The sequence below is a fragment of the Psychrobacter sp. TPE 89C genome (genome assembly GCF_055522395.1).
Window position 1 is genome coordinate 125,569 of sequence record NZ_JBVFXW010000001.1, and the last position, 23,307, is coordinate 148,875.

The 23,307-nt window shown below is 44.0% G+C and carries 18 protein-coding genes; 12 read left to right on the plus strand and 6 right to left on the minus strand.

All coding sequences use genetic code 11. The features are described from left to right. Positions 1 to 31 precede the first annotated feature (31 nt). Entirely contained in the window at positions 32 to 1,039 is a 1,008-nt protein-coding gene (locus tag ACZW67_RS00495) for a biotin--[acetyl-CoA-carboxylase] ligase (protein WP_465181747.1), read from the minus strand. A gap of 195 nt (positions 1,040 to 1,234) precedes the next feature. On the opposite strand from ACZW67_RS00495, the gene ACZW67_RS00500 reads away from it, so the two are divergent. The 9 genes from ACZW67_RS00500 to ACZW67_RS00540 all read left to right on the plus strand — a co-directional run bounded on the left by ACZW67_RS00500 (position 1,235) and on the right by ACZW67_RS00540 (position 13,599). After that, on the plus strand, positions 1,235 to 2,038 hold the full coding sequence (locus tag ACZW67_RS00500; RefSeq protein WP_197099899.1) for a sulfite exporter TauE/SafE family protein: 804 nt from the start codon (positions 1,235 to 1,237) through the stop codon (positions 2,036 to 2,038). A 45-nt stretch (positions 2,039 to 2,083) separates the two neighbouring features. Next, positions 2,084 to 2,560, plus strand: a complete 477-nt coding sequence (locus ACZW67_RS00505) for a hypothetical protein (RefSeq protein WP_465181748.1) — start codon at positions 2,084 to 2,086, stop codon at positions 2,558 to 2,560. A 366-nt stretch (positions 2,561 to 2,926) separates the two neighbouring features. Continuing rightward, the gene (locus tag ACZW67_RS00510; protein WP_465181749.1) at positions 2,927 to 3,868 is read left to right on the plus strand and encodes a hypothetical protein; all 942 of its coding nucleotides are present in this window, start codon (positions 2,927 to 2,929) and stop codon (positions 3,866 to 3,868) included. Positions 3,869 to 3,934: 66 nt separating this feature from the next. Then, positions 3,935 to 7,924, plus strand: a complete 3,990-nt coding sequence (locus tag ACZW67_RS00515; RefSeq protein ID WP_465181750.1) for an AAA family ATPase — start codon at positions 3,935 to 3,937, stop codon at positions 7,922 to 7,924. 201 nt (positions 7,925 to 8,125) lie between these two features. Next, positions 8,126 to 9,157: a cell division protein ZipA gene (locus tag ACZW67_RS00520; protein ID WP_465181751.1), complete on the plus strand. Its 1,032-nt coding sequence runs from the start codon at positions 8,126 to 8,128 to the stop codon at positions 9,155 to 9,157. A 307-nt stretch (positions 9,158 to 9,464) separates the two neighbouring features. After that, positions 9,465 to 11,540 carry an NAD-dependent DNA ligase LigA gene (gene ligA, locus ACZW67_RS00525; RefSeq protein ID WP_465181752.1) on the plus strand — a complete coding sequence of 692 codons (2,076 nt, stop codon included), beginning with the start codon at positions 9,465 to 9,467 and terminating at the stop codon, positions 11,538 to 11,540. Positions 11,541 to 11,940: 400 nt separating this feature from the next. Beyond that, positions 11,941 to 12,303: a hypothetical protein gene (locus ACZW67_RS00530; RefSeq protein WP_465181753.1), complete on the plus strand. Its 363-nt coding sequence runs from the start codon at positions 11,941 to 11,943 to the stop codon at positions 12,301 to 12,303. A gap of 158 nt (positions 12,304 to 12,461) precedes the next feature. Then, positions 12,462 to 13,184, plus strand: coding sequence for a hypothetical protein (locus tag ACZW67_RS00535; protein ID WP_465181754.1), 723 nt, complete (start codon positions 12,462 to 12,464; stop codon positions 13,182 to 13,184). A 70-nt stretch (positions 13,185 to 13,254) separates the two neighbouring features. Continuing rightward, the gene (locus ACZW67_RS00540; protein WP_465181755.1) at positions 13,255 to 13,599 is read left to right on the plus strand and encodes a hypothetical protein; all 345 of its coding nucleotides are present in this window, start codon (positions 13,255 to 13,257) and stop codon (positions 13,597 to 13,599) included. Positions 13,600 to 13,614: 15 nt separating this feature from the next. Here ACZW67_RS00540 and ACZW67_RS00545 read toward each other — a convergent pair whose 3' ends face one another. The 4 genes from ACZW67_RS00545 to ACZW67_RS00560 form a co-directional block, all read right to left on the minus strand. Continuing rightward, entirely contained in the window at positions 13,615 to 14,151 is a 537-nt protein-coding gene (locus ACZW67_RS00545; RefSeq protein ID WP_465181756.1) for a hypothetical protein, read from the minus strand. A 384-nt stretch (positions 14,152 to 14,535) separates the two neighbouring features. Then, entirely contained in the window at positions 14,536 to 14,964 is a 429-nt protein-coding gene (locus tag ACZW67_RS00550) for a hypothetical protein (RefSeq protein ID WP_465181757.1), read from the minus strand. Between the two features lie 306 nt (positions 14,965 to 15,270). After that, positions 15,271 to 17,766: a YgiQ family radical SAM protein gene (locus ACZW67_RS00555; RefSeq protein WP_201588500.1), complete on the minus strand. Its 2,496-nt coding sequence runs from the start codon at positions 17,764 to 17,766 to the stop codon at positions 15,271 to 15,273. A 235-nt stretch (positions 17,767 to 18,001) separates the two neighbouring features. Beyond that, the gene (locus tag ACZW67_RS00560) at positions 18,002 to 18,676 is read right to left on the minus strand and encodes a YidX family protein (protein ID WP_465181813.1); all 675 of its coding nucleotides are present in this window, start codon (positions 18,674 to 18,676) and stop codon (positions 18,002 to 18,004) included. A 616-nt stretch (positions 18,677 to 19,292) separates the two neighbouring features. On the opposite strand from ACZW67_RS00560, the gene ACZW67_RS00565 reads away from it, so the two are divergent. Then, the gene (locus ACZW67_RS00565; protein WP_465181814.1) at positions 19,293 to 20,600 is read left to right on the plus strand and encodes an ammonium transporter; all 1,308 of its coding nucleotides are present in this window, start codon (positions 19,293 to 19,295) and stop codon (positions 20,598 to 20,600) included. A gap of 10 nt (positions 20,601 to 20,610) precedes the next feature. Then, positions 20,611 to 21,234, plus strand: a complete 624-nt coding sequence (locus ACZW67_RS00570; RefSeq protein WP_465181758.1) for a hypothetical protein — start codon at positions 20,611 to 20,613, stop codon at positions 21,232 to 21,234. A gap of 154 nt (positions 21,235 to 21,388) precedes the next feature. On the opposite strand, the gene ACZW67_RS00575 is transcribed toward ACZW67_RS00570, so the two are convergent. After that, entirely contained in the window at positions 21,389 to 21,856 is a 468-nt protein-coding gene (locus ACZW67_RS00575; RefSeq protein ID WP_465181759.1) for an Lrp/AsnC family transcriptional regulator, read from the minus strand. 275 nt (positions 21,857 to 22,131) lie between these two features. Here ACZW67_RS00575 and ACZW67_RS00580 point away from each other — a divergent pair, with 275 nt between their 5' ends. After that, positions 22,132 to 23,154 carry an EamA family transporter gene (locus tag ACZW67_RS00580; RefSeq protein ID WP_465181760.1) on the plus strand — a complete coding sequence of 341 codons (1,023 nt, stop codon included), beginning with the start codon at positions 22,132 to 22,134 and terminating at the stop codon, positions 23,152 to 23,154. The last annotated feature ends 153 nt before the right edge of the window (positions 23,155 to 23,307 follow it).

Here is a 23,307-nt window from a genome sequence, read left to right on the forward strand (position 1 = left end):
TACTGCACTTTAGTGCTCGTTGATTAAACGATTAAGTCGTTTGAATAACGTCAATGCGTCCGGTGAAAAGTGCAGAAATCTTACCGTTATCTTGGCGCAATTGCAAACATCCATGTGTATCGATACCACAAGCGTGGCCCGTGAGTATATTGGTTTGACCGTTATGCTCTTGGGTCACACGTAATCGCAGTTCGCTCAGTGCATCCATCGAATCAAACTGCTTCAAAAAGCTGTCCAGATAATAACGATGTCCCGTTGGTTTTTCTATACTTAGGTGCTCAAAGCGCGTCATCGCCGCCATCAATGCTTTACTCATTTGCTGATAAAGCACACGTAAGCTCGGTAGACTGGCAGCCTGCGCTTTTGGCTGTAGTGTCTCAGCAATATCTTGTAAGCTAATCGCTTGATAACTCATGCCTTCAGAGGTTTGCGCAGTTAGCGTGGGAGTGGCTTGGACATTGAGGCCGACACCTATGACCACGCCAACCAGTTTGCCTGCTTGCGATACGGGTTCAATCAGAATCCCAGCAAGTTTATTAAACGGCAGCGTCTGATGGTCTAATTCCGTATTATGCACATCAGTGCTATCTAAGGCAGATTGGTTTTGAGGCTGATTCTGGCTTTGATTTTGACTTTGGTAAAAGCCCAAATCATTTGCCCACTTCACGCCGATTGGCGTCAGTCCTTGCATTTGTAATTGCTCATTTAGCATTTGGATGACGGGCATTTTTGCCAGTTCAACACCGATGATTAGTGACAATAAGCCACTAACAGGTATGTGAACAGGATGATAGAGAGACAGGTAGACATTGCCACGCGGTGATTGCCATGAGCGCCCGTGTTGTCCGCGACCAGCGCTTTGGGTTTCAGCCGTTAGCAGGTGCATCTCGGCCGCATTCAATGTGCCGTTCTGTACATCCGCTATTAGTTCGCTATTCGTAGACGCGCTACTGGTAAGATGGCGATGATTCAGCTCAGGTAAATGCTCAAGTGTTAATGACTCAGGCGCAGAGTGAGATGATTGATTAAGTATCGGCATAAGTTTATTCTACTTGAGTAATGTCGCTGGGATAATCTTTGATATACTGGACGGTTTTCGCGAACAGACAGCATAAAGATTGGGGTGTGATTTGGCAAATGCAATTAAGAAGATGCCACTAAGTGCATAAACAGGCAAATCAGTAAGATAAAAATACCGTTCAAAATACAAGCAAGATAAAAGGCTAATTCGATGATGCTATATGTGTGGTTTGTGATTGCAGGGGCGTTCGCAGGTGTCAGCGCTGGATTGTTTGGCGTTGGCGGCGGCATGATTATCGTACCCGCATTGGTATGGATTTTTACCGCATATGATTTTTCGCCAGAAGTAGTGACACATTTGGCCATTGGTACGTCACTGGCGACCATCGTTGTGACCTCGATTAGCTCGCTTACTGCACATAATAAGCGCGGCGGTGTGCGCTGGGAAGTATGGCGAAAAATGGCATTGGGTTTGGTCGTCGGTAGTCTTGTGGGCGCGGGTGTTGCGGACATGATTGACGGCAAGGTACTACAAGCCATTATCGGTATCGGCGCGCTCTTAGTAGCGATAAAAATGCTATTTTTCTCTAACAAAGAACAGTTAGGCAAGCCATTACCCTCTGCTGGCATACAATTTGGTGCTGGTACAGGTATTGGTATGGCATCGTCTATCTTTGGAATTGGCGGTGGTAGTTTGACCGTGCCGTTTTTAAACTGGGCGGGGCTACCGATGAAACAATCGGTCGGCACCTCAGCGGCTTGCGGTCTACCGATTGCATTGGCTGGCGCGGCAGGATTTGCATGGTTCGGTCAAGATGTGGTCAACCTACCTGAGGGCACGATAGGGTTTGTCCATATCACGGGATTTTTATGCATCTCAGTCGCTAGCTTTGCGATGGCAAAAGTCGGTGCCAAGCTCGCTCATGTATTGCCTGCGTTGATGCTTAAACGTGCGTTTGGCGTGTTGTTAGTGTTTGCTGGCGGGCAGTTGTTGTTGAGTGGGATTGGGGTGTTGTAAGAAACCAATCGTTTTTAATTTTTATTATCATATAAGGAGTTAAAAATGTTTACAGTAATAGCTAGTCTCTTAGGTGTTCTTATTGGTGGATTACTTCCTTATATAACGAATAAACAAATACATAAGCATGATATTGATAAATTAAAGTTAGAGCATAATAAGGAAGTGAAAGTCTTCACACGTGAAAAGTATGAGCAATTAATTATTAAGCTGTATCGCCTAGCTTATATGGCTTATGAAGGCGTATATTATCGTTCAAGAAATGAAAGCCTAAATTTTACGATGGAGACATTCATGATGTTAATGGCTGAAGTTGATACTTTAGTCATGCTTCATTTTCCTTTGTTAGAAGAGGACTACGAAAAATTTTCTAAACAACTCGTTAAATTATATATCGAATTATTTTCTGGTAGTTCCGGACAGTGTGAGGTTATTAAAGAAGCATTTGATAGAGAAGCTGAAAACCTATTAAAAGTTGTTAAACGATATGCTGATGAATATACGCAAATAGTCACTTCTTAGAAATAGCCTTATTTCCTTTGCTATTCTCCATTGATTACTTTCGGAAGATTATGATCTTAGAGAGTTTCGGTATCGTCTATGATAGCCACAAATACCCCAATTTCAGGTAGAATAGCCGCCTATTTTTGCTACATTTATTGATCCTTTATACGCCTAAAACCCCTAAAGCTGACAGGCTTTAAATATCTTAGATAAACGTGACATGTTGTATAGTCGATTCAATTTAAAAGTAGTACAAGGCAACCGAGTGTAGACTTATATGTGATACTTCAAGCGAGGTTAACGCTGTCATACTTTATAGTGGAATGACTATAGCAATGACAAACCTTTATAAAGCTAGTATGTAAACCATGAGACATGATTAGTATGAAAGCTGCAGAAAAATACCGCCGTGTTTTCGGCTCAATGAGTCATCTAAAAGACCAGATATCATGGACGAATAGCCTCTCTAATATGGTAGAGTTTTTGGCGTGGGAGCCACAGCGCATTCTTGGGGTTAGTAAAAAGCAATATGTGCGCCAAATCATTGAATGGGCAACCCATCCTGAGCTTGCAGGTAAAAATGTAGAAGAAATTGAACAATCGGTTATCAAAAATCTCAATCTAAAAATGAGTGAATCTGAGCAGCTAGAGACTTACTCAACACAAACGACAGGCATCTGTAATGCGAGAGAGGCCGTTCGCCGAGTAACGTTTTTTTCTGAAGATTATCTAAACAAAGAATTCGATATCTTTTTAAGTTTATGTAGTGATGTTTATCTCGATTTATTTTATCAGCAGTTTATGAGCTTTGAGCCCAATAGATCATGGTCGACACACGGCAACAGCGGCATGTTTGAAAACAGTACAGAGCTAAAAGCGATGTATATGGATAACTTAGCCTATAACCATCAAGCGAACGTGCTGGTAGCAAATGAGTTAAAGCTCGCTGGTCAGAAAAACCCAGACCAAATCCTAAAGTACTGCCTAATGTATGAGCATTTATTAGAAAAAGGCTTTATTGAGCAGGGTACAAAGTTTCTACTATTATTTATCGGTGGTGACGCGCTAAAGCAAAACAAGCAAACGCTCGTAGACCGAGAGCTGGCGTTGTGTCATAAAAGACCGAGGAAGTATCAGCATCTACTAAGAACAGAGCTGTTAGAGATAGTCGAGCATTTAGAAGTGGCAAGTATCTCTTGGTCCGCTCTTATTGAGTTTAACAATCGATATTTAGCAGAAAATGACACCTGCCAAGTGGAGCAAAAACTGCTGCAGGGGTTCCACAAGAGCCTTGAATCAAAATCGTTTATGCAGTTAGCTGTTTAACCCTAAAAACCCACCACAATTTCAGGTAGAATAGCCGCCTGTTTTTGCTAAGTTTGCTGATTCTTCATGCGTCTAAAATCCCTAAAACTGGCAGGCTTCAAATCCTTTGCCAATCCAACGACTTTTACCTTCCGTCATGGTATCACTGCCATTGTCGGGCCGAACGGCTGTGGCAAATCCAATGTGATTGATGCCATTCGCTGGGTGCTGGGTGAGACCTCTGCCAAGCAGTTACGCGGCGGCGCGATGAGCGATGTCATTTTTGCTGGTACGCAAGACAAGGCTGCCAAAAGTGTCGCCAGTGTCGAACTGACATTTGAGCATACGCAAGATGCGCATACCGGCATTCGCCATGAGTTTAACCTGTACCAAGAGCTGTCCGTTCGTCGTCAGGTAAATAAGGATGGACGCTCGGATTACTTTATCAATGGTACACGTTGTCGTCGTCGTGATGTGGTCGATGTGTTTTTGGGCACAGGACTGGGAGCGCGTAGTTATGCGGTGATTGAGCAAGGTATGATTGGGCGTATTGTCGAATCTAGCCCCATGCAGCTGCGTGAGTTTATTGAAGAGGCCGCAGGGGTGTCTCGTTATCAAGCACGCCGCGAAGAAACGCAAAAGAAACTAGAGAAAACACAAGAAAATCTAGCACGTCTGCATGACATGCAAAGTGAGCTAGTCAGCCAACAAAAGCGCTTGTCGAAGCAAGCTGCCAGTGCGCAGCGTTATGAAGAGCTGGCCTTGACCCTTGCTGATATCAAGCAGCAACTGGCTATTCAGCAGTTGTATCAAGCCAAGCATACTCAGCAACAGCAAAAAATCGCCCATGAGCGCAGCACTGCCGAAGTTGCTACATTGCAAGCCGACTATGAGACGCTAAAAGCCCAACAAGATAAGCTCGCCACGCATATTAACCAAGAGCAATGGCTCAAGGATGATGCTCAAAGTGCTCATTATCAGCAGCAGCTCGGCTATCAACAAGCTGAGCACGCGCTGAGCGATGCCAAGTCACAATTGACTGTGATAGAGCAGCAACTCGCAAGCTTGGATCAGCAGCGCGCGCAAGCAGTGGGTGAGATTGATCGATTGAAAGCCGAGCAAGCCGAACAGCAGGCTATCTTGGCAGATTTGCGTCCACAGCTCAGTGAGTTGACGGGTAAACGTGACGCGCATAAACGCAATGAGCAACCGTTACAACGTGCATGGCATGACGCGCAGAACCAGCTATCACGCTTGCAAGATAATTCGCGAATGCTTGAACAGCAGCAAGCCATTAATAGCCAAGCGCATAAACGCCATCAACAGAACCATGACAAATGGCAGCGCCGCCAGCAAAACTGGCAAAATCTATGGCAGCAATTACAGCAGTCATTATCAGCCTCTAGCAATAATAAGGGTTTTGATAAAGAATTTGATAAACGCTCTGATGAACAAGCGCCAACGGATGCACAAAACCTACAGCAGACGTTAGAGACACAAGTTGCAGAGCTGAATAAACAGTTGCAGCAGATAGAGCGCCAACAAGACAGCGTCGATGAGCGTCTGTCGGAACTACAACCGCAAGCGCATGATTTACAGCAGCGCTTGAATACGCAGCAGCGTGAGTTGAGTGAGCATGAGAAGCGACACGCGGTATTGGCCAGTGAGTATGATACCCTGCATCAGATATTGCATCCAAAACCTACGCTGCAAAATCAACAGCAAGCCTCTGTCTCTACAGTGGGTAATCTAGAAGCTAGTTCGGAAAGCAATGTCGTCAATCGCTATAACGAATTGGCTATTACCACCTTACGTGAGCAGATTGAGCTGAGTGAAAAAGGGCAACAGCACGCCGCGCTACTCGATAGTGTCTTGGCATTATGGCTAGATAGTCATGTACTGTTCTCTAACCAATCTAATCAGCAAAACGTTGATGATGTGAGCAGTGATATTGAGAAAGCGAACAGCTTATGGCAAGTACTTGAGCATGACCTATCGGATATCATTACTTATCAAACAGCACAAAATGAGCAATCTAATACAGAAGCTCAGTCTTCAGTAGAGAACGGTCATAGCTTGTGGTTACCTGCTAAGAATCAAGGAACTACAAAGCCATTTATCAACCATTTTCCAGACAGCTTAATTGATAAAGTCTTGCCATTATCACAGCTGATTAAGCAGCCAGTATTGGCGCTTTGGCAGCAGTGCTACTTGTATATTGCTCAAACAGAAGCAACCAGTCAGCAGACTCTTGAAGACTTTGCTAGTATCTTAAAAGCGTTGCCATCGTCAGCTATTTTGTTAACAACTGACGGTTGGCTCATCAGTCGTCAGGGTACGATTAATCTGAGTAAGTTTACAGGTGAGCAAGATGGTCATGGTGAGAGTAATAGTCAGTTTTTAACACAGCGATTGCAGCAGCGTAGTCGTTTGCAAGCCCTAGAAGATTTGCTAGATGAGTTTGAAACCAAAATACAAGAAACGCAAAAGACCATTGCAAAGAATCAACGCGACTATGATGCGTTAACAGTCAATCTAGAAGAAACGCGTGCACAAGCGGATCAGCTCACCCGTGATAAACATAAATATCAGCAGCAGTTAACGACTCAGCGTGCCAATGCTGAGCGCTTACAAGCAGACAGCCAGCGTCTTATGGCGGACAAATCTGCCCTTGAGCGAGAGCAACAAGAGTTAGAACAAGAGGGACAAGCGCTCAGTGATGAGCAGCAAGATATTCAAAGTCAGATAGTAGCGCTAACGCCGAAAATATCTGATGCTCGTGCGACCAGTCAGCAGTTACAGGCTGAGCGCAGTGAGCTAAATCGCGCGCGTCAAGCCGATGATGATGCATGGCAAGCATTGCAGCTGCGTATCCAACAGAGCGAGATGCGTTTGGAACATAGTGTCAGTAGCCTTGCACGAGCAACTGCGCAATATGACCAATCGCTACAGAGCGAGCAGCAGCTAAAAGCGAGTCATCAGAAGCAGCAGGATAAGCTACCAAGCTTGCAAGCAGCATTACAGACGGCGCAAACAGCACGAGACAAGCAGCAGGTACTATTGACCGAGCGTGATACGGCATTGGCTGCGCTAAAGCAAGACTATGCTCAGCAGCAGACAGCGTTGGATAGCGTGCAAAATACGCTACAAGTTCAGCAGGGTAAGCTTGCAAATCATGCTACTGAGTTGGCACTAAGCATGGCACGTTTGGACGATGCGAGCACTCATACTCATGACGCTTTAGAAGCGTACTATAAGGTGAGCCATAAATATAAATCGGAGTCGCATTCAACACAGCACCCGCAGCATCAGCAACAAGTGATGAGCGTCTCAAACTTGCTCGCGGATTTTATCGCTCATGATCGCCGTGTGCGTCCAGATAAAATCGCTGAATTAGAGTCTGAACGCGCCACGCTTGAGCAGCAGCTTAGCAAAATCGGTCCAGTTAATCTCGCCGCAGTGGCAGAGTTGGCTGAGGTCAATGAACGTCTAGAGCCATTGGCGAAGCAGACAGCAGATATTGCGGCGAGTATGCAGACATTGACGGCAGCGATTGAGTCTATTGATGAGACCACCAAGACCCTGTTTATGCAGACGCTAGATGCCGTTAATACTGAGCTTGCCAATTTATTTGCCAAAGTATTCGGCGGTGGTCAAGCCAGTTTAACGCTCAATACTGACGATATGCCCGTTAATGCGCCAAAATCAGAGCAGTGGCGAGCAGGGCTTACCTTAATGGCACAGCCAAAGGGCAAGCGTAATAGTCGCCTAGCTGTACTGTCAGGTGGTGAAAAAACGCTCACCGCGCTGAGCTTGATTTTTGCGATATTTAAGCAGCATCCCGCACCGTTCTGTGTGCTCGATGAAGTGGATGCACCGCTTGATGATGCCAACGTCGAACGTTTTACCAGTTTGATTCATGAGCTCGCGGATGACTTACAGTTTATCTTTATCAGTCATAATAAACTGACGATGCAGATTGCCGATGAGTTAAAGGGCATTACGATGCCAAGTGCAGGGGTCTCTACATTAGTCAGTGTCTCGTTAGATGAAGCTGAGCGTTATATTACCGAGTAGCTCAAATTATTTAAATTCAACTATAACTGGCATGCCTCTGCTAGTGGTATAGTTGAAGTTGAGGTGGTAACGTTACGCAAGTATGTCGGGCTGACGGTAAACGATGACTATATGGTGACGAGCTTAATTAGCCATGCTAGACTATTGCCATTTGTCGCCTCTTGTGTATTCCCTTTTGTCATATATTAGGATGTATTTCTCATGACCGCTATTCAGTTTATATTGATCGCCATTGCCGCATTTATCATGCTTGCAGGGCTGTTTATGGTCATTCGTAGTTTTAAGCGCCGCAACAGCGCTGAAGCGATGGCGGTCAACTATGATAAAAACGGTATTCCCATCATACCGCGACATGAGCGTAATCTCGTGGATCAGCCAGATTTTGATGACACCGTCGCAGGTGAGACCAGTATTGCGCCGGATCGCAGCTATCTCAATGCGGTCGTCGAAGAAGAGACGTTGACTCAACCGCATGCCCATTTCGATGTGAATGTCGATGCACAGCTGACGGCTGGACACAACGATATCATCAGTGAGTTAAATGACGATCACAGAGACATGGTTGAAGATGACAGTTATGAACGCTGGCAGGATGAGCAGCAGAATACTGAATTTGCAGCAGCATCTGAGCAGATAAATGCCGAGCAAGAGCCTGATGCATTTTCTAGCTTGATGTCGGCGACAGACAGTCTGATGCCATCGATTGATACGGTAGAAGAGCCAAGTTTTGATAATAACAGCCCGATTCTCGATCAGCATTTATCAGAGCCTGTTGACGAAGCGCAAAATGGTCCATTGATTAATGCTAAAGACAATATCAACATCACCATCCTGCCGCACCAATATCGTGATCGTCCAACCGCGATTATCCGTGGTCGTGATTTATTGAAGCTAATTGATAAATACGGTCTACGCTATGGCGCGATGAATATGTTCCATCGCTATGAGAAAAAAGACGGCACAGGCATGCTCTGGTTTAGCATGATGGGCATCACCGATAGTGGTATCGCGCCTTTTGATCCGCATAGTGTGGCGACCAATACCTATCATGGCGTGGTGGTATTCTTATCTTTACCGCATCCGCAAGCCCTGCGTAGCTTCGATAGCATGATGAGCATTGCCTATATGATGGCCAGTGATTTGGACGCGATTATGCTGGATGAAGAGAACGAACCAATCACCTCTGAATACAAGCAGCAGCTACGTAATCAAGTACGCGATTATGAAGGTTAGAAGCTTGAAGGCTAAAGGTTACGGAAAGTAAGAGCTGGTTAATATTAGAAGTCATATAAAAGGCAAATAGCGATTGACGTTATTTGCCTTTTTTAATGTGCGTTCATTTCTGCAAAATGCTAGAGTCGGTTCAAGATATAGTTGATTCCAAATATTTTCGATACAAGGAAGCCGAGTGAAAGTACTACACCTAGTAGACTGAGCGAGCCTGACACAGTATCTGATTTATATGGGATTGACTATACCGAGTATCCTGCAAACTTGTTATCATATCGGCATCTTGAATGACAAAAAAAAGACACCGACTATGACTGATCCTATCTTATCGACCGCTGCTCAATCAGCAACCAATCAAAAAACAACTGCGCAAATCGTTGCCCAAATGCGCACACTTATCGACGCCATTAAAACACACAACTATGTTTATTATGTACTCGACAATCCTATCTTAGAAGACAGTGAATACGATCAGTTGCGTCGCTCATTAGTCGCGTTAGAAGAGTCACATCCAGAGCTGATACAGCCAGACAGCCCCATCAATCAAGTCGGTGATATGCCGTTATCTGCCTTTACCCAAGTCACGCATGATATTCCGATGCTGTCACTGGGCAACGTCTTTGACTATGACGAATTACATACGTTTATGCGCCGCGTCAACGACCGTCTAAATGATGCGCAAAAAAACCCTGAGTATGAGATGGAGTTAAAACTCGATGGATTGGCCGTGTCGCTAAAATATGAGCATGGCAAGTTTGTACAAGCTGTCACGCGCGGTGATGGGCAGACGGGTGAAGATATTACCCAAAATACCAAGACTATTCGCAACTTGCCACTTTGGCTTGCGGATGCTGCTGACATCGAGTTGCTAGAAGTGCGCGGTGAAGTACTGATGCCCAAGGCAGGTTTTGATCGTCTCAACCGCCTAGCAGAAGAGAGCGAAAACAAAACCTTTGCCAATCCACGTAACGCCGCTGCTGGTAGCCTGCGTCAGCTCGATCCCAGTGTGGCAGCCAGTCGTCCACTCGCATTCTATGCTTACTCTATCAATCAAGGACTGCCTGAGACCATCGAAACGCAGTCAGCAGGCTTGGCATGGCTAAAAACCATTGGCTTTACCGTCAGTGCGGTAGAAGTGGTCGCAAACCCACGCGCGGCACAGACTTACTATGAGTCTGTGATTGAAGCTCGTGCCGATTTGCCATTTGAAATCGATGGCATGGTAATTAAGGTAAATAATCTGTCATTGCAGCAGCAGCTAGGATTTTTATCACGTGAACCGCGCTGGGCGACTGCTTATAAATTCCCTGCCGAAACGGTCATGACACGTCTAAACGATATCGAATGGCAAGTTGGACGTACTGGACAAATCACACCAGTCGGTAAGCTCGAACCTGTCAAAGTCGGCGGCGTCACCGTCAGTAATGTCACTCTACATAACTTTGGTGAGATTCAGCGTTTAGATGTGCGTGCAGGCGACATGGTCAGCGTCCATCGTGCTGGCGATGTCATCCCCAAAGTCACACGCGTTTGGCACGACCAGCGCTCAGCAGATTCAACACCAGTGACGCTACCGTCTACCTGTCCTGTCTGCGACTCTCCTGTGGTGCTGCCGGAAGACGAAGCATTGGCACGCTGTACTGGTGGCCTATTTTGTCCCGCGCAGCAGCAAGAAGCGTTGATTCATTTTGTGTCGCGTCGTGCCATGGATATCGATGGGCTTGGTGCGAGTTGGCTCATTAGCTTCTTTGAGCATGGTTTAGTCAAAACTGTCGCTGATATCTATCAATTGCACAATCATACGGACGAGCTTGTCACGCTAGAAAAATTGGGTGAAAAGTCAGTACAAAACATCATTAGCGCTATCGAAGCCAGCAAACATACTACGCTCGCACGCTTTATTTATGCGCTTGGCATTCGCGGTGTGGGTGAGGGCACGGCGCAAAACTTTGCTCAGCAATTTAAGGATCTCGATAGCCTAATGGCAGCCAGTATCGAAACTCTAATTAAAACCCCTGACGTTGGCACTATTACTGCCGAACTGGCTTACGAGTTCTTCCGTGCGCCGCATAATATTGAAGTGATTAATTCATTGCTTGAAGCAGGTGTCTATTGGGATAAGGTCGAGCAAAAAGCGGCTGGAGACTTGCCACTTGATGGGCAGACGTGGGTGATTACGGGTGCGCTTGAAAAAATGGCACGTGATGAGGCCAAGGCCAAACTGCAAGCGTTAGGCGCAAAAGTCTCAGGAAGCATCTCAGCCAAAACGACTGCGCTACTAGCAGGGGATAAAGCTGGCTCTAAACTGGCCAAAGCGGAAAAGCTGGGCGTGAAAGTAGTGGGTGAGGACGAGTTTTTGGTGTTGGTTGGGGATGAGAACCGTTAAAAAATTGCACTGCTAACTGCGAGCATAGCTCTTGTCTTGCGTCGGGCAAAACAGTGTTTTGCTTATGCCTCCTCAGGTTCGCAAGTGAAAATCCCTTAGAGGGGATTTTCTGGTTAGGTTATACTTTAATAACATGCTCGTCCCTAGCGCAAGAACAAAAGATAAAGATTTAAAAGCATGGCCTCAGCATTGAGTTCTTTCAAAATGGGCAAATATGCGGGTCATGAGCCGTTATCCTTTAATGGTTCACTCGGCGCTCGTCCCTCGCGTACAGTTTTCGTCTTCAGCTTTAGTGGAGAGTTACGGTTGCTTTACTCATTCGCGCAAGAATAAGCATTTTGAACATTTTTGAGTAGGGTGCGCCCAGCGCACCCTACCACTAATTGAAATGGTGAAATAGATGAAAATTATAACCGTGTATATCAAAAACGAAAATTTTAATGCAGAGATAATTCAAGCATCAGGTGAATATGTACACGAATGTATTTATATTCCCAGTTCATACAAAGCTAATTTAATGATAAATGCATACGACGACTGGAACATCGAACTTGATGAAGATGAAATTGAATTCATAATTAACAAAATAGGAGATTTTCAAGCCTATTCTATAACTTGGAAATTAGATATAAATTTATATGAATATGTTATTGATTTAAGTGAAAAATTAGACTTTGTCATTGATAATGACAAAGGGTGGAAAAGTAGTAATACGGACATAGCAGAAATGGATTTCAACAAATTCTCAAATTGGATAAGCTAATTAAAAATCAGCTAAAATTTATTAGAATGGAAAACATTTTTCTTTCTACAGTAGCGTTGGTGCGCCCAGCGCACCCTACTGCGTGAAATGTAAAAAAATATACCATACGATAATTGCACTTTATTCGCAAAGCCTATTAATTATTTAAGGAAGCAATTATGTCCAATACTAAGACAGTATGGCTATGTAATTATAATAATTATGATGTGACAGAGACCTATGGTATCAAAGCGGCGTTGCCAGATACCATTAATATTATGGAGCTTTATAAGCTACAAAAGAAAAAAAGATCTGGAATGATAACCGAAGTGGAAGACAAAAAATATATAAGAAGTCTTAATGAAATTTTAGAGTTTCAAAACAAATGGAATAAGGGCGAATATATCAGTGAAGATAATATGCCCAGTAAAGTATTTATCAAGCCAAATGAGAAACTACCTAAAGCTGATGAATTAATGTTCAAAATTATAGATGGCTATTTATTATTTAACCAAAGTTGCTATGACGTTATCAGTCAGTTCACGCTAGGCGCTACGCATTTTAGTCAAGTATATATTTATGACATTGAGACAGAGGCGCTGATATCAGAGACACCTTATTACTTTATCAATATCGCAGAGACGCGTAACTATCTCAATATTGAAGACAGCAAAGGAATCAAAGCCTATGCTGGTGCTACAAAGCTACCTACGCATTTAATACGAGAACCAACTGATGATGATATCCAACTGAATATTACTGCACAAGAGTGCGACGTAGACCTATGGCATGACCCTGTCCTAGATAACTCTCTATTTTTCTCAGACGAGTTGGTCAGCGCCTTATTAGCCTCAGGAATCAAGCAACAAGCGCTAGCTTTGATTCGTTGCGTCGTCAAATAATTAGTTTTCATATTTAATTTACTATGAAGTACACTGGTCAGTTGGCATAAATTTTTAGGTAATTACCGCAATGCAAAAGATAGCTTTTTTGATAAAAAAAGTGGGCAATATGATTAAAAACCTGCTGCTTTATGCTGGAAGTATCATCACAATAGTTATGACTTGTGCTCTCTTATATTCTGCTTTTGCCTTTACGTATTATCCTAAAAAAATGCAGAATTTTTGTGATTCCATTAATAAAGGCGATTTAATACAACATATCAAACAACAAGCTGACGACAATAATTTTGAATATTCAGAAAACATTCAATCCAAAGTCTTAATATCTGATACTAAAACCATGGGGAAGTCGACCTGTTTTGTTAATTATGAAGAGAATGGACAAGTATCTGATACATCATATATGAATGATTAGTATCAATTTTAATCTCTACTCCGCCATCTCACTATGCGCCTTCACATCACCTTTCTTACCATCTGGCACAATCACGATAGGTAGCACCAGCCCTTTCGCAAAATCATCAGAAAATACATAATCATAGCTACTGGCAGCGATGTTGGGCGTGGTATGAATGATAAGCGTCATGTCTTCGCTATCAGTTAGCTCATGCGAAACATAGGTCTCACTCAGCTGATCCAAGGCTTTTGATAATGCTTCATTACTTGCCATGCTCACCGTCAGATTATGCTGCGCCGTGGCATTATCTACTTTAAAATAATCCGCATAGTCCTGCACATTTTGGCTATCGAGCGCAAACGGATATTGATAATTGGTGATATCAGCAGGTGCTTCACCGCTCGCGACTAGAGACCAGTCGACAGTATTTTCCGCTACTTCTGAACTTTCTGCGGTCGTGACAGCAGCTTCAGAGGTTTGGTCAGGCGTCTCAGTATTGTTGCCACAACCTGCTAACGCCCACACACTGGCCGTCGTAATTATCAATGTACTCATTAAGCGCTTAACCATCGACGTATCCTCTTGATTGATCATCATCATATTGTGTATATGCGCTATTTTGACAGCTTTCGTTATGGTTCTCTAGAGAAATGCAGTAAACAAACGATTGTTATACCAACATCCATGAGACAGGCAGGTTGTATAAAAATGCGCACAAAAAAACAGCCACCTTATGATGACTGTTTAATGTGTACTAGGGCGTGTCCTCATTTTAAAAATGGTAATAAAAATGAGATAAATTGCAGTCAAATAAGGAAAATAGTGCAGATAATATCGAGATATTAGTCAGCTATTTGACACCGTTTGGCAAGATTTAGCCATTTTTAACCCATTTAGATGACTATCGATTGAATTGAGAACACGCCCTAGCACTTTCTGCTTATGATTATTTTACTAGATTTGGCAGCTGACGTTATATTCTGTACCATCTGCCCATTTGATAGCGAAGATGCCTTTGTCTTCTTTCATATGCCATGCGTAGACCGCGTCTGGGCTTGAATCATTGACATAGCTTGCGACATGATCTTGCGCATCACCATTTAAGATAACTGGCTGTGATGCCCATTTTACTTTAGGTAATGTCACGTTTAGCATGACTTGTTTTTTATTAATAGATTGTTTTGCCGTGATGATGCTGTCATCCGTACAAGTATAAGGTGCGGGTGCCATACGATCGTACGCAGCACTAGGCATGGTCTCTGATGCCGATGTGTCTGACTCAGGCACGTCTGATGCATTTGGAGTAGTCGGAGCAGTGGTCGCACAAGCGCTTAATAAGGCGAGGGCAGGTAGAGCTGCGACAATTTTGGTAAGGGTGTTCATGGTTTTCTCCAAAGATATAGACGTTATCATGTAATTATATTTAAGTATGCGTTAAGCTTATAGTACCCAAAACGAACTCAGGTAAATGTTAGAAATTGTTTGTTACATGTTTGCTTTGTCACACAATTGCTGACTAATGTAATGCCTCATTGTGAGTGTTTTGGAAGACAATTAAAGTAGTGAATGATACTAGCTAAAACCAATCTCACACGCATAAAAAAGCGCCTATCAACAAGTGGTTGATAGACGCTTTTTTGTTTTACTTAACATGCTCTGAATTGAGCATGCATTTCTATATCATGAACGCTACTTGGTTTTGCGCGGTGGCAGACCCGTATGCTGGGTTTGGAAGTTACCCTTGCTGACACGCTTTTTGGTATTTTTGCTGGCTGTGTTTTTACCCGCAGCGCCTTGAGCTGATGAACCATTGGTCGAGGCGTTACTATTTGACGAGTTAGTGCTGCGCTTGACCGAATCATTACCAAGGCGGCTGTTCTTTTTACGCGCTGATTGATAGCTGTCTTGCGCGGCATCGCGACCTTCTAAACTGGCGTTAAACGGTGGAATCAAGCAACCACGATTTTTACCAATCAAGTCACTGCGTCCCATGTCTTGCAGGGCTTTACGCAACATTACCCAGTTTTTTGGATCATGATAGCGCAAGAACGCTTTATGCAATTTACGCTGCTTGCCAGATTTGACGATATCCATGTCACCTTCATCACGACTGACCTTATGTAGCGGATCTTTATGCGTGTGATACATGGTGGTCGCCGTCGCCATCGGGCTAGGGTAAAACGCCTGTACTTGGTCAGCACGGTAGCCATGACTCTTAAGCCAAATAGCAAGATTCATCATGTCTTCATCTTTGGTGCCTGGATGCGCCGCGATGAAATAAGGAATCAGATATTGCTCTTTGCCTGCTTCTTGGCTGTACTGTTCAAACATGGCTTTAAATTTATCGTAGCTGCCCATGCCCGGTTTCATCATTTTTGATAAGACGCCTTCTTCAGAATGCTCTGGCGCAATTTTCAGATAGCCACCGACATGATGACTGACCAATTCTTTGACGTATTCAGGGTCTTTAACGGCCAAGTCATAACGTAAACCAGATGCGATCAGAATCTTTTTAACGCCTTTAATGTCACGCGCTTTACGGTACAGTTTGGTCAGATTGCTGTGATCGGTGATTAGGTTTTCGCAGACGTCAGGGTATACACAAGACGGCTTACGGCAGTTCTTCTCAATCGTCTCATCTTTACAGCTAAGGCGGTACATGTTTGCCGTTGGGCCACCAAGATCCGATATCACACCCGTAAAGTTAGGCGCAGTATCACGAATAGCTTCTACTTCGCGCAAGATTGAATCTTCTGAACGGCTTTGAATAATGCGGCCTTCGTGCTCAGTGATCGAGCAGAACGTACAACCACCGAAACAGCCGCGCATGATATTGACCGAAAACTTAATCATGTCATAAGCAGGAATACGCGCATCGCCATAGCTTGGGTGTGGCAAGCGGGCATATGGCAAGTCAAAGACGTAATCCATTTCTTCGGTTGAAAGTGGCACTGGTGGCGGATTCAACCACACGTCGATAGAAGTATGCGAATTACCTGCACCGCTGCTGTGACGCTGTACTAGCGCACGGGCATTACCCGGATTGGTCTCAAGATGCAAGATACGGCTAGCATGCGCATAAAGCACTGGGTCAGATTTGACGTGCTCATAATCAGGCAGACGAATGACGGTCTTTTCACGTGGCGGCATTTTTAGCTTATGCTTGCGCGCCGTCATCGGCTTATTGTTTCTTCCCTCAGCAGTATCAAAGCCACGCATTTGTACCACTTGCGTCTCTTCATCCACTTGGTCAGCATTGATGATTTTATTGGTGACCGGTTCAGCGACGAAACCCTGATACTGCGATGACATTGAAGACATAGCTTGGCCAACCGGCGAGTCGCTCGGCTTTTCTTGCTCGATAGAGCATTGATCGACGTCTTCAGTCATGACGTAAGGGTTGATAATCGGATCAACACGGCCGACGGTATCGACATCGTTACTGGCGACTTCGGTCATATCGTCTTGCCAATGGCGGCGCGTTGGCGTCAATAGATATGACGTACCGCGCAGCTTGCTCATTTGCTCAAAGCTATAGCCTTTAGACAAACCATGTACTACATCGACGATGGCGCGCTCAGCATTACCGTACAATAAAACATCGGCACGGGCATCCATCAAGATACTACGACGGACTTTATCCGACCAGTAATCATAATGCGCGATGCGGCGTAGACTGCCTTCGATACCGCCCAAGATGATTGGCACGTCAGGATATGCTTCGCGGCAGCGCTGGCTGTAAACGATAGCGGCACGGTCAGGGCGCTTATTGGCCACGTTGCCTGGTGAGTAAGCGTCATCGCTACGGATTTTACGGTCAGCGGTATAGCGGTTAATCATGCTATCCATGTTGCCTGCGGTCACGCCATAAGCATAAACAGGTTTGCCCAGTTCCATAAAGGCGTCTTTGCTCTTCCAATCTGGCTGAGCAATGATACCCACGCGAAACCCTTGCGACTCTAATAGACGACCGATGATCGCCATACCAAAGCTTGGGTGATCGACATAAGCGTCACCTGAAATGATAATGACATCACAGGCATCCCAGCCCAAATCATCCATCTCTTTGCGACTCATAGGCAGATAGGGCGCAGGCTCGTAGCAGCTCGCCCAGTGTTTGTCGTAATCGAAAAGAGGTTTTGTGCCTTGTTTAAAGGCGGTGCGGGCGATGGTATCGGCAGACATGGGCGGACCTGTTGAATAGAAAAATGGCACTAAAAAAAGCCGTTATTTATTAAAAATATTAACGGCTCATTTAAAAGCGCTCATTTTAACATGAATCCAACTCACTATGCGACCTATTCTACGATGGGCGATTAATGATAAGTTATTGATAGTGTGGAATAATCTATAAGTAAAAAGGTTCCTAAATTGTTAGAAACCTTTTTGATTTAACCCTGTCATAAGTACAGAGAACTGACTACTCTAATAGTTGAAACGGAAAGGTAACCACGTCGAATGCTAGGGCAAAGGGCAGCAATACAAGCTTCTGCGCCGTATTCGCACCACTACTAGATACGTGGCTCTGCGTGGTTTTTGAATAAAAACTCACCATATAAGGCTTAGATAAAGGACGGTAATTTGACTGAATCATGCTTAGATTACTGACCTGCGGATAGATAGCGCCTTTAACCGGAACGCTAAAACAAAAGCGCTGGGCATTGATGCGCTGATCACTGGCTGAGGTACATTCTTTACCACTGTTTTGCAAAAAGAACTGATAGTCAGAGCGCTTAAATTCGTCTTTTAACTTGGCATAAGAAAGCTTCATATCTCCCTGAAAATAACCATCATTATTTGGCACATAAAAATTCATGTCGTTATCGACTTGGATATTTTTGGGCGTCAAGCTACCCAGCAAGCTGATCATCTCTGTCCCACCTTGGGTCAGCACGTAGCTGTTTTTTTCACCGACGATAACCATGGACGCGTTTGGCATTTTTGGCAATGCTTGAGCGGGACGACCAAAAGCAATGATTTGATCTTCAGACAACACATTCTTGGTAGTACTGGTGCTGGTATGACTGTCATTGTCTAGCAATGAGCTGGTAGCACAGCCTGAGGTCGCTAGCAACGCCGCCAGTGAGGCACCCATAATCACTGCTTTTGAGTTGAATTTGGCTGGTAGTGCAGTAGTACGCTTATGGTTATTACTGGTGCTTTCTAGTTTGTCTGCAGGTGTGCCTTTAAGCTGAGTCATGCTCTATTTCCTTGTCTATGATGATTGACTATCGACTATTGATATTGATTCTCTGTTTGATGATTATTATCAAACTTTCGTTGATATGGTACATGGTTTAGACATGCCTTATCTACTCATTATTCATATTCTATTGAACAAAATACTTTGGCTACTGCTAATGAAGTAGAACAGAAGCTAAGTATCAATTTCGTACTAGGCATCTTATTTTTATCAGTCCACATCTCGGCGTTTATTTGATGCTAGATGAACAATTACAGGTCTGTTTCGATTAAAGGGTGCTCTTTTTTTAGAGTAGCTATTTTATTTTCCCAATGCCTAAAGTACGTTTTGGCATGCGCTTTGCTTTCTCTTTCGTAGAGTCTATTGATTTAGATAGGCTCATAAAAACAATACATATATAAATACCATAAAATCGATAATTGTTTGGAGAAGTAAAGTGAAAGCATCCTATTTTAGCTTGGGCAAGGTATCTGTCTTATGTACCTCCTTCTGCTCTAAAGTACTGTTGATGAGTGCGGTACTGTTTGGGATTATGTCTAGCGCAATGGCTGCTGAAGAAGCGGCTCTGACAGTGGCACAGCTACTTGAGTATCAGAATATTGCATGGATTATTTGGGGCGGGGTGCTAGTGTTCTTTATGCAGGCAGGATTTGCATTGTTAGAGAGCGGATCGGTACGTGCGAAGAACACGGTCAATGTCATGATGAAAAACTATACCGATATGTGTATCGGTGGTTTGGCTTTTTATCTCGTTGGTTTTGGGTTGATGATGGGCACCAATGATTCGGGGTTCTTCGGTACGGATCACTTTATGCCAGTGAATTTGTCCAATATGGACTGGGCATTGATGTTTTTCCAAATGATGTTTGCTGCCACAGCTGTTACGGTAGCGAGTGGGGCGATGGCGGAGCGGGTATCCTTTGTAGGTTACGCGGTAGCGGCATGTCTCATTTGCTTGTTCATTTATCCTGTATTCGCCAGCTGGGTCTGGGGTGGTTATTTCGGTGGTACGGGCTGGCTAGCTGAGCTTGGGTTCATTGATTTTGCTGGCTCTACGGTTGTGCACTCTATCGGTGGGTGGCTAGCACTCGCGGGTATATTGGTCATTGGCCCAAGGTTGGGTCGTTTCGCACCTGATGGTACGCCAAGATTGATAGCGGGCCACAATATGACATTGGTTGCACTTGGTGGTTTTATCTTGTGGTTTGGCTGGTTTGGGTTCAATGCTGGTTCCACATTATCGATCACTGGCAATATCGGCCTAATTGCCGTCAATACATTCGTAGCAGCAATCAGTGCAGTAGTGAGTTATATGCTCATCTCAAAAGCGTTGAACAAAGCTATTTTGCTCAGTGACAGTGTCAATGCCAGTTTGATTGGTTTGGTGTCTATTACCGCAGGCTGTGCGACAACGACGCCTATCTTTGCCGTTATCATCGGTGCAGCTGCTTCCGTGATCTATATCTTATCAACACAAGCATTGTTGAAACTAAAAATCGATGATGTGGTATCAGCCGTTGCAGTTCATGGTTTTGGCGGTGCATGGGGCACGCTTGCGGCTGGATTGTTTTATTCAGGCGACTTATTTAATTTATCACGTGTGGGTGTGCAAGCGCTTGGTGTGGGCGTAGCGCTAGTCTGGGGATTGGGATTGGGACTCGTCATGTATAAGTTGATTGATGTCAGCTTTGGATTAAAAGCCAGTCGCTTGCATGAGCAGCGCGGTCTAGATTATACCGAGCATGCAGAGATTGGCTATCCAGAGTTTCAAAAGCAAATGTTCGATGCCAAAAACTTAACAGAGCGACATTTATAGGAGAAAACTGATGAATATCGACACTCAATCAGTAAATCAAACCGTGTCCGCGATGGCAGTTGTACTGGCAAAATACTTAAATCCTGAAGAGGTGCGACTGCTCACCACGCATTGGCAGCGGCATTCGACGGTATCTGTAAAAATGATGCAGCAGTGCGTTTTAGATGCGACGCGACGCTATCCTGAGCTACAAGAACACAAGTCTGATATTCGTAAAGGTTTTTGGAATACGATGCAGACAGACCATCAGCAGGTGGCCGAAGAGAGCGGTAGTAGTGTAGAAATTGATGAACAAAAATCTGTTTCTGAAATACTTCAAGCTTTTTATACGGTGATGGAAGCCATTGGTAGTCAGCTAACAGAATCAGACAAACGCAGTTTTTTTCATATCATGCACCAAACTGTCGCGAAAGAACGCACCTTTAAAGGGCATTCTATCGACATTAATCAGTTCTTGGAAGGTGCGCGGCCAATCGTACCTGACAATGAGTATCTCTTGAATAATTTGATTCAGCTTGCTTATATTTGCTTGTGCGATATTGCTGGCCCTGTAGAAGCAGATGAAATATTTTTTCGGGTTGCAGAGACTGCCAAGCAGAGCCATCCGAGGGCAGTGGTTGAAAAGCTTTTTTAATGTCTTTTTAATATGAATTTAATGCTTTTTCAATATGAGATTGGGGCGTGTCTTTAGTCACTTGATGTGATCTAAAATAATGACATCTATTTATTAATTATGACTGATTAACCATAATTAATAAGTCATGAGCAATCAGTGACACGCCTTGAAATTAATCTAACGTAATCTTCGTGCCACTCTTAGTGAAGTTCATCACAAACTGACTTTTAAAGTGGCGGACGTTATTTTCATAAGTTAGCAAGCCTGTGGTGAAACGATGATATTCGCTCATATTTTTAGCGTTGACCATCAACATAAAATCCGCATCACCTGATACCTCATAGCAGCTCATGACCTGTGGCTGCGAATGCATTAAGCGCTCAAATCGATGCTGCATCGACGTGTTGGAGCGCGCCATCTCAATCATTACGACCGCTGTCAGTCCATAGCCGACCTTATTAGGATCGACAATAGCGACCTGCTTGGTAATCACGCCATTGTTTGTTAACGCTTGGATACGGCGCTGCGCTGTAGCGATAGATACATGGACACGTTCTGCGACTATTTTTAAAGGCAACGTAGCATCCTCTTGTAGCAAATTCAAAATGGCTTTATCAATATCATCCAAAACGTGGCTCACGGTATTTACCTCCAAAAATGCTGCTAAGAACACTGCAAAGAACGCTGCTAAAAATTCTGTTATTAAACCTGTTATCACTATAATTCAAAAACTGATAAATAATTGAATTATTAATAAACTTTTAGATAATATTACTCACATAAAGATGGTTATAGAAATAATATCTCGTAAGGTATAAGTAAAATAGAACCTATCAACCAATCAGTAGTTAGCCACGAACCATCACCGTGCTGACCATTGATTTGTTTAACGACTACTATTTTACGGTGCTGCTCATGTCTATTTCTATATTATCTAATGCGTTCGCCAGTACATTGGCATCCACAGTGTCGCGCATACCTTTACCTGCGATTTGGACAGCGGGCAGCACGCAGCAACGTACGTTAATATTGGGTGTGGTGTTGGCCGTATTGTCCAATGTGTTATTCGGTATTCTTTACGCCTATAGTAGCTTTTTAGCGCCGTTATCAGGGACGCAAGTTTTTATCTGGCGGATGCTTGCGATGTGGGTGGCACTGGTTGGTTATTTGGTTATCAGTGGTCGTTTAGGGTTACACATTGATAAGTTAAAAGCATTACGTACGGCAAAGCAGTGGGCTTGGCTGTTATTACCGACGCCTATATTTCTGAGTCAATTTTGGCTATTTATGTGGGCACCAGTTAATGGTCAAGGCGTACAAACGGCCATGGGTTACTTCTTATTTCCGCTTACCATGGTACTGTTTGGTTGCCTATTATTTGGCGAAAAGTTAAGTCGTCTACAGTGGTTAGCAGTTGGCTTTGCAGCATTAGGAGTGGGTAGTGAGATTGTCCGTACCCAGAGTGTTTCTTGGGCGACGCTATGGGTTTGCGGGACTTATCCTGTGTATTACATTTTGCGACGGTTACAGGGTATCGGTGCGGTGACTGGATTGTTGGTAGATTTAAGCATTTGTGCGCCATTTGCGTTGGCTTACTTATTGCTTTTTGCACCGAGTAGTTTGGGGTTGGTGAGTGGTTCTGCCTTCTTTATAATGATGATTGCTGGACTAGGTGTACTGAGCGTGTGGGCGATGAAAACCAACGTTGATGCCAGTCAAATGCTACCTGTAAATGTTTATGGCATGATGAGTTATCTGGAGCCTGCGCTATTGTTTGTCTTAGCGATTACCGTATTGGGCAATCCATTTGAGTCAGCGATGATTTATAGCTATGGTTTGATTTGGGTCGGCATTGCTTGTTTGATTACACATGGCATTCGTCAATTGCGCCAAGCTCGTAGAAATATGCAATCTTTGGCAAAAGAGCCGATCCCGTAAGCAAGCGAGTCATTTGCTGACTAAATAAAGGTTAAATAAAAGATAAATAAAAAATGGACGATTCAACATAATGCTGAATCGTCCATTTTTGTATTAGATTAAACTGGCTTCGTTTAAGAGGCTATCGTTAGTTCAATGTAGAGGTGGTACAAG

What these genes read in the sequence shown, in the direction of transcription:
- ACZW67_RS00545 (WP_465181756.1), bottom strand. Translation starts at nt 14,151, where the DNA reads ATGGTTAAGCGCTTAATGAGTACATTGATAATTACGACGGCCAGTGTG.
- ACZW67_RS00510 (WP_465181749.1), top strand. Translation starts at nt 2,927, where the DNA reads ATGAAAGCTGCAGAAAAATACCGCCGTGTTTTCGGCTCAATGAGTCAT.
- ACZW67_RS00505 (WP_465181748.1), top strand. Translation starts at nt 2,084, where the DNA reads ATGTTTACAGTAATAGCTAGTCTCTTAGGTGTTCTTATTGGTGGATTA.
- ACZW67_RS00555 (WP_201588500.1), bottom strand. Translation starts at nt 17,766, where the DNA reads ATGTCTGCCGATACCATCGCCCGCACCGCCTTTAAACAAGGCACAAAA.
- ACZW67_RS00495 (WP_465181747.1), bottom strand. Translation starts at nt 1,039, where the DNA reads ATGCCGATACTTAATCAATCATCTCACTCTGCGCCTGAGTCATTAACA.
- ACZW67_RS00570 (WP_465181758.1), top strand. Translation starts at nt 20,611, where the DNA reads ATGAATATCGACACTCAATCAGTAAATCAAACCGTGTCCGCGATGGCA.
- ACZW67_RS00515 (WP_465181750.1), top strand. Translation starts at nt 3,935, where the DNA reads ATGCGTCTAAAATCCCTAAAACTGGCAGGCTTCAAATCCTTTGCCAAT.
- ACZW67_RS00535 (WP_465181754.1), top strand. Translation starts at nt 12,462, where the DNA reads ATGTCCAATACTAAGACAGTATGGCTATGTAATTATAATAATTATGAT.
- ACZW67_RS00550 (WP_465181757.1), bottom strand. Translation starts at nt 14,964, where the DNA reads ATGAACACCCTTACCAAAATTGTCGCAGCTCTACCTGCCCTCGCCTTA.
- ACZW67_RS00530 (WP_465181753.1), top strand. Translation starts at nt 11,941, where the DNA reads ATGAAAATTATAACCGTGTATATCAAAAACGAAAATTTTAATGCAGAG.
- ACZW67_RS00500 (WP_197099899.1), top strand. Translation starts at nt 1,235, where the DNA reads ATGCTATATGTGTGGTTTGTGATTGCAGGGGCGTTCGCAGGTGTCAGC.
- ACZW67_RS00540 (WP_465181755.1), top strand. Translation starts at nt 13,255, where the DNA reads ATGCAAAAGATAGCTTTTTTGATAAAAAAAGTGGGCAATATGATTAAA.
- ACZW67_RS00560 (WP_465181813.1), bottom strand. Translation starts at nt 18,676, where the DNA reads ATGGGTGCCTCACTGGCGGCGTTGCTAGCGACCTCAGGCTGTGCTACC.
- ACZW67_RS00580 (WP_465181760.1), top strand. Translation starts at nt 22,132, where the DNA reads ATGTCTATTTCTATATTATCTAATGCGTTCGCCAGTACATTGGCATCC.
- ACZW67_RS00520 (WP_465181751.1), top strand. Translation starts at nt 8,126, where the DNA reads ATGACCGCTATTCAGTTTATATTGATCGCCATTGCCGCATTTATCATG.
- ligA (WP_465181752.1), top strand. Translation starts at nt 9,465, where the DNA reads ATGACTGATCCTATCTTATCGACCGCTGCTCAATCAGCAACCAATCAA.
- ACZW67_RS00565 (WP_465181814.1), top strand. Translation starts at nt 19,293, where the DNA reads ATGAGTGCGGTACTGTTTGGGATTATGTCTAGCGCAATGGCTGCTGAA.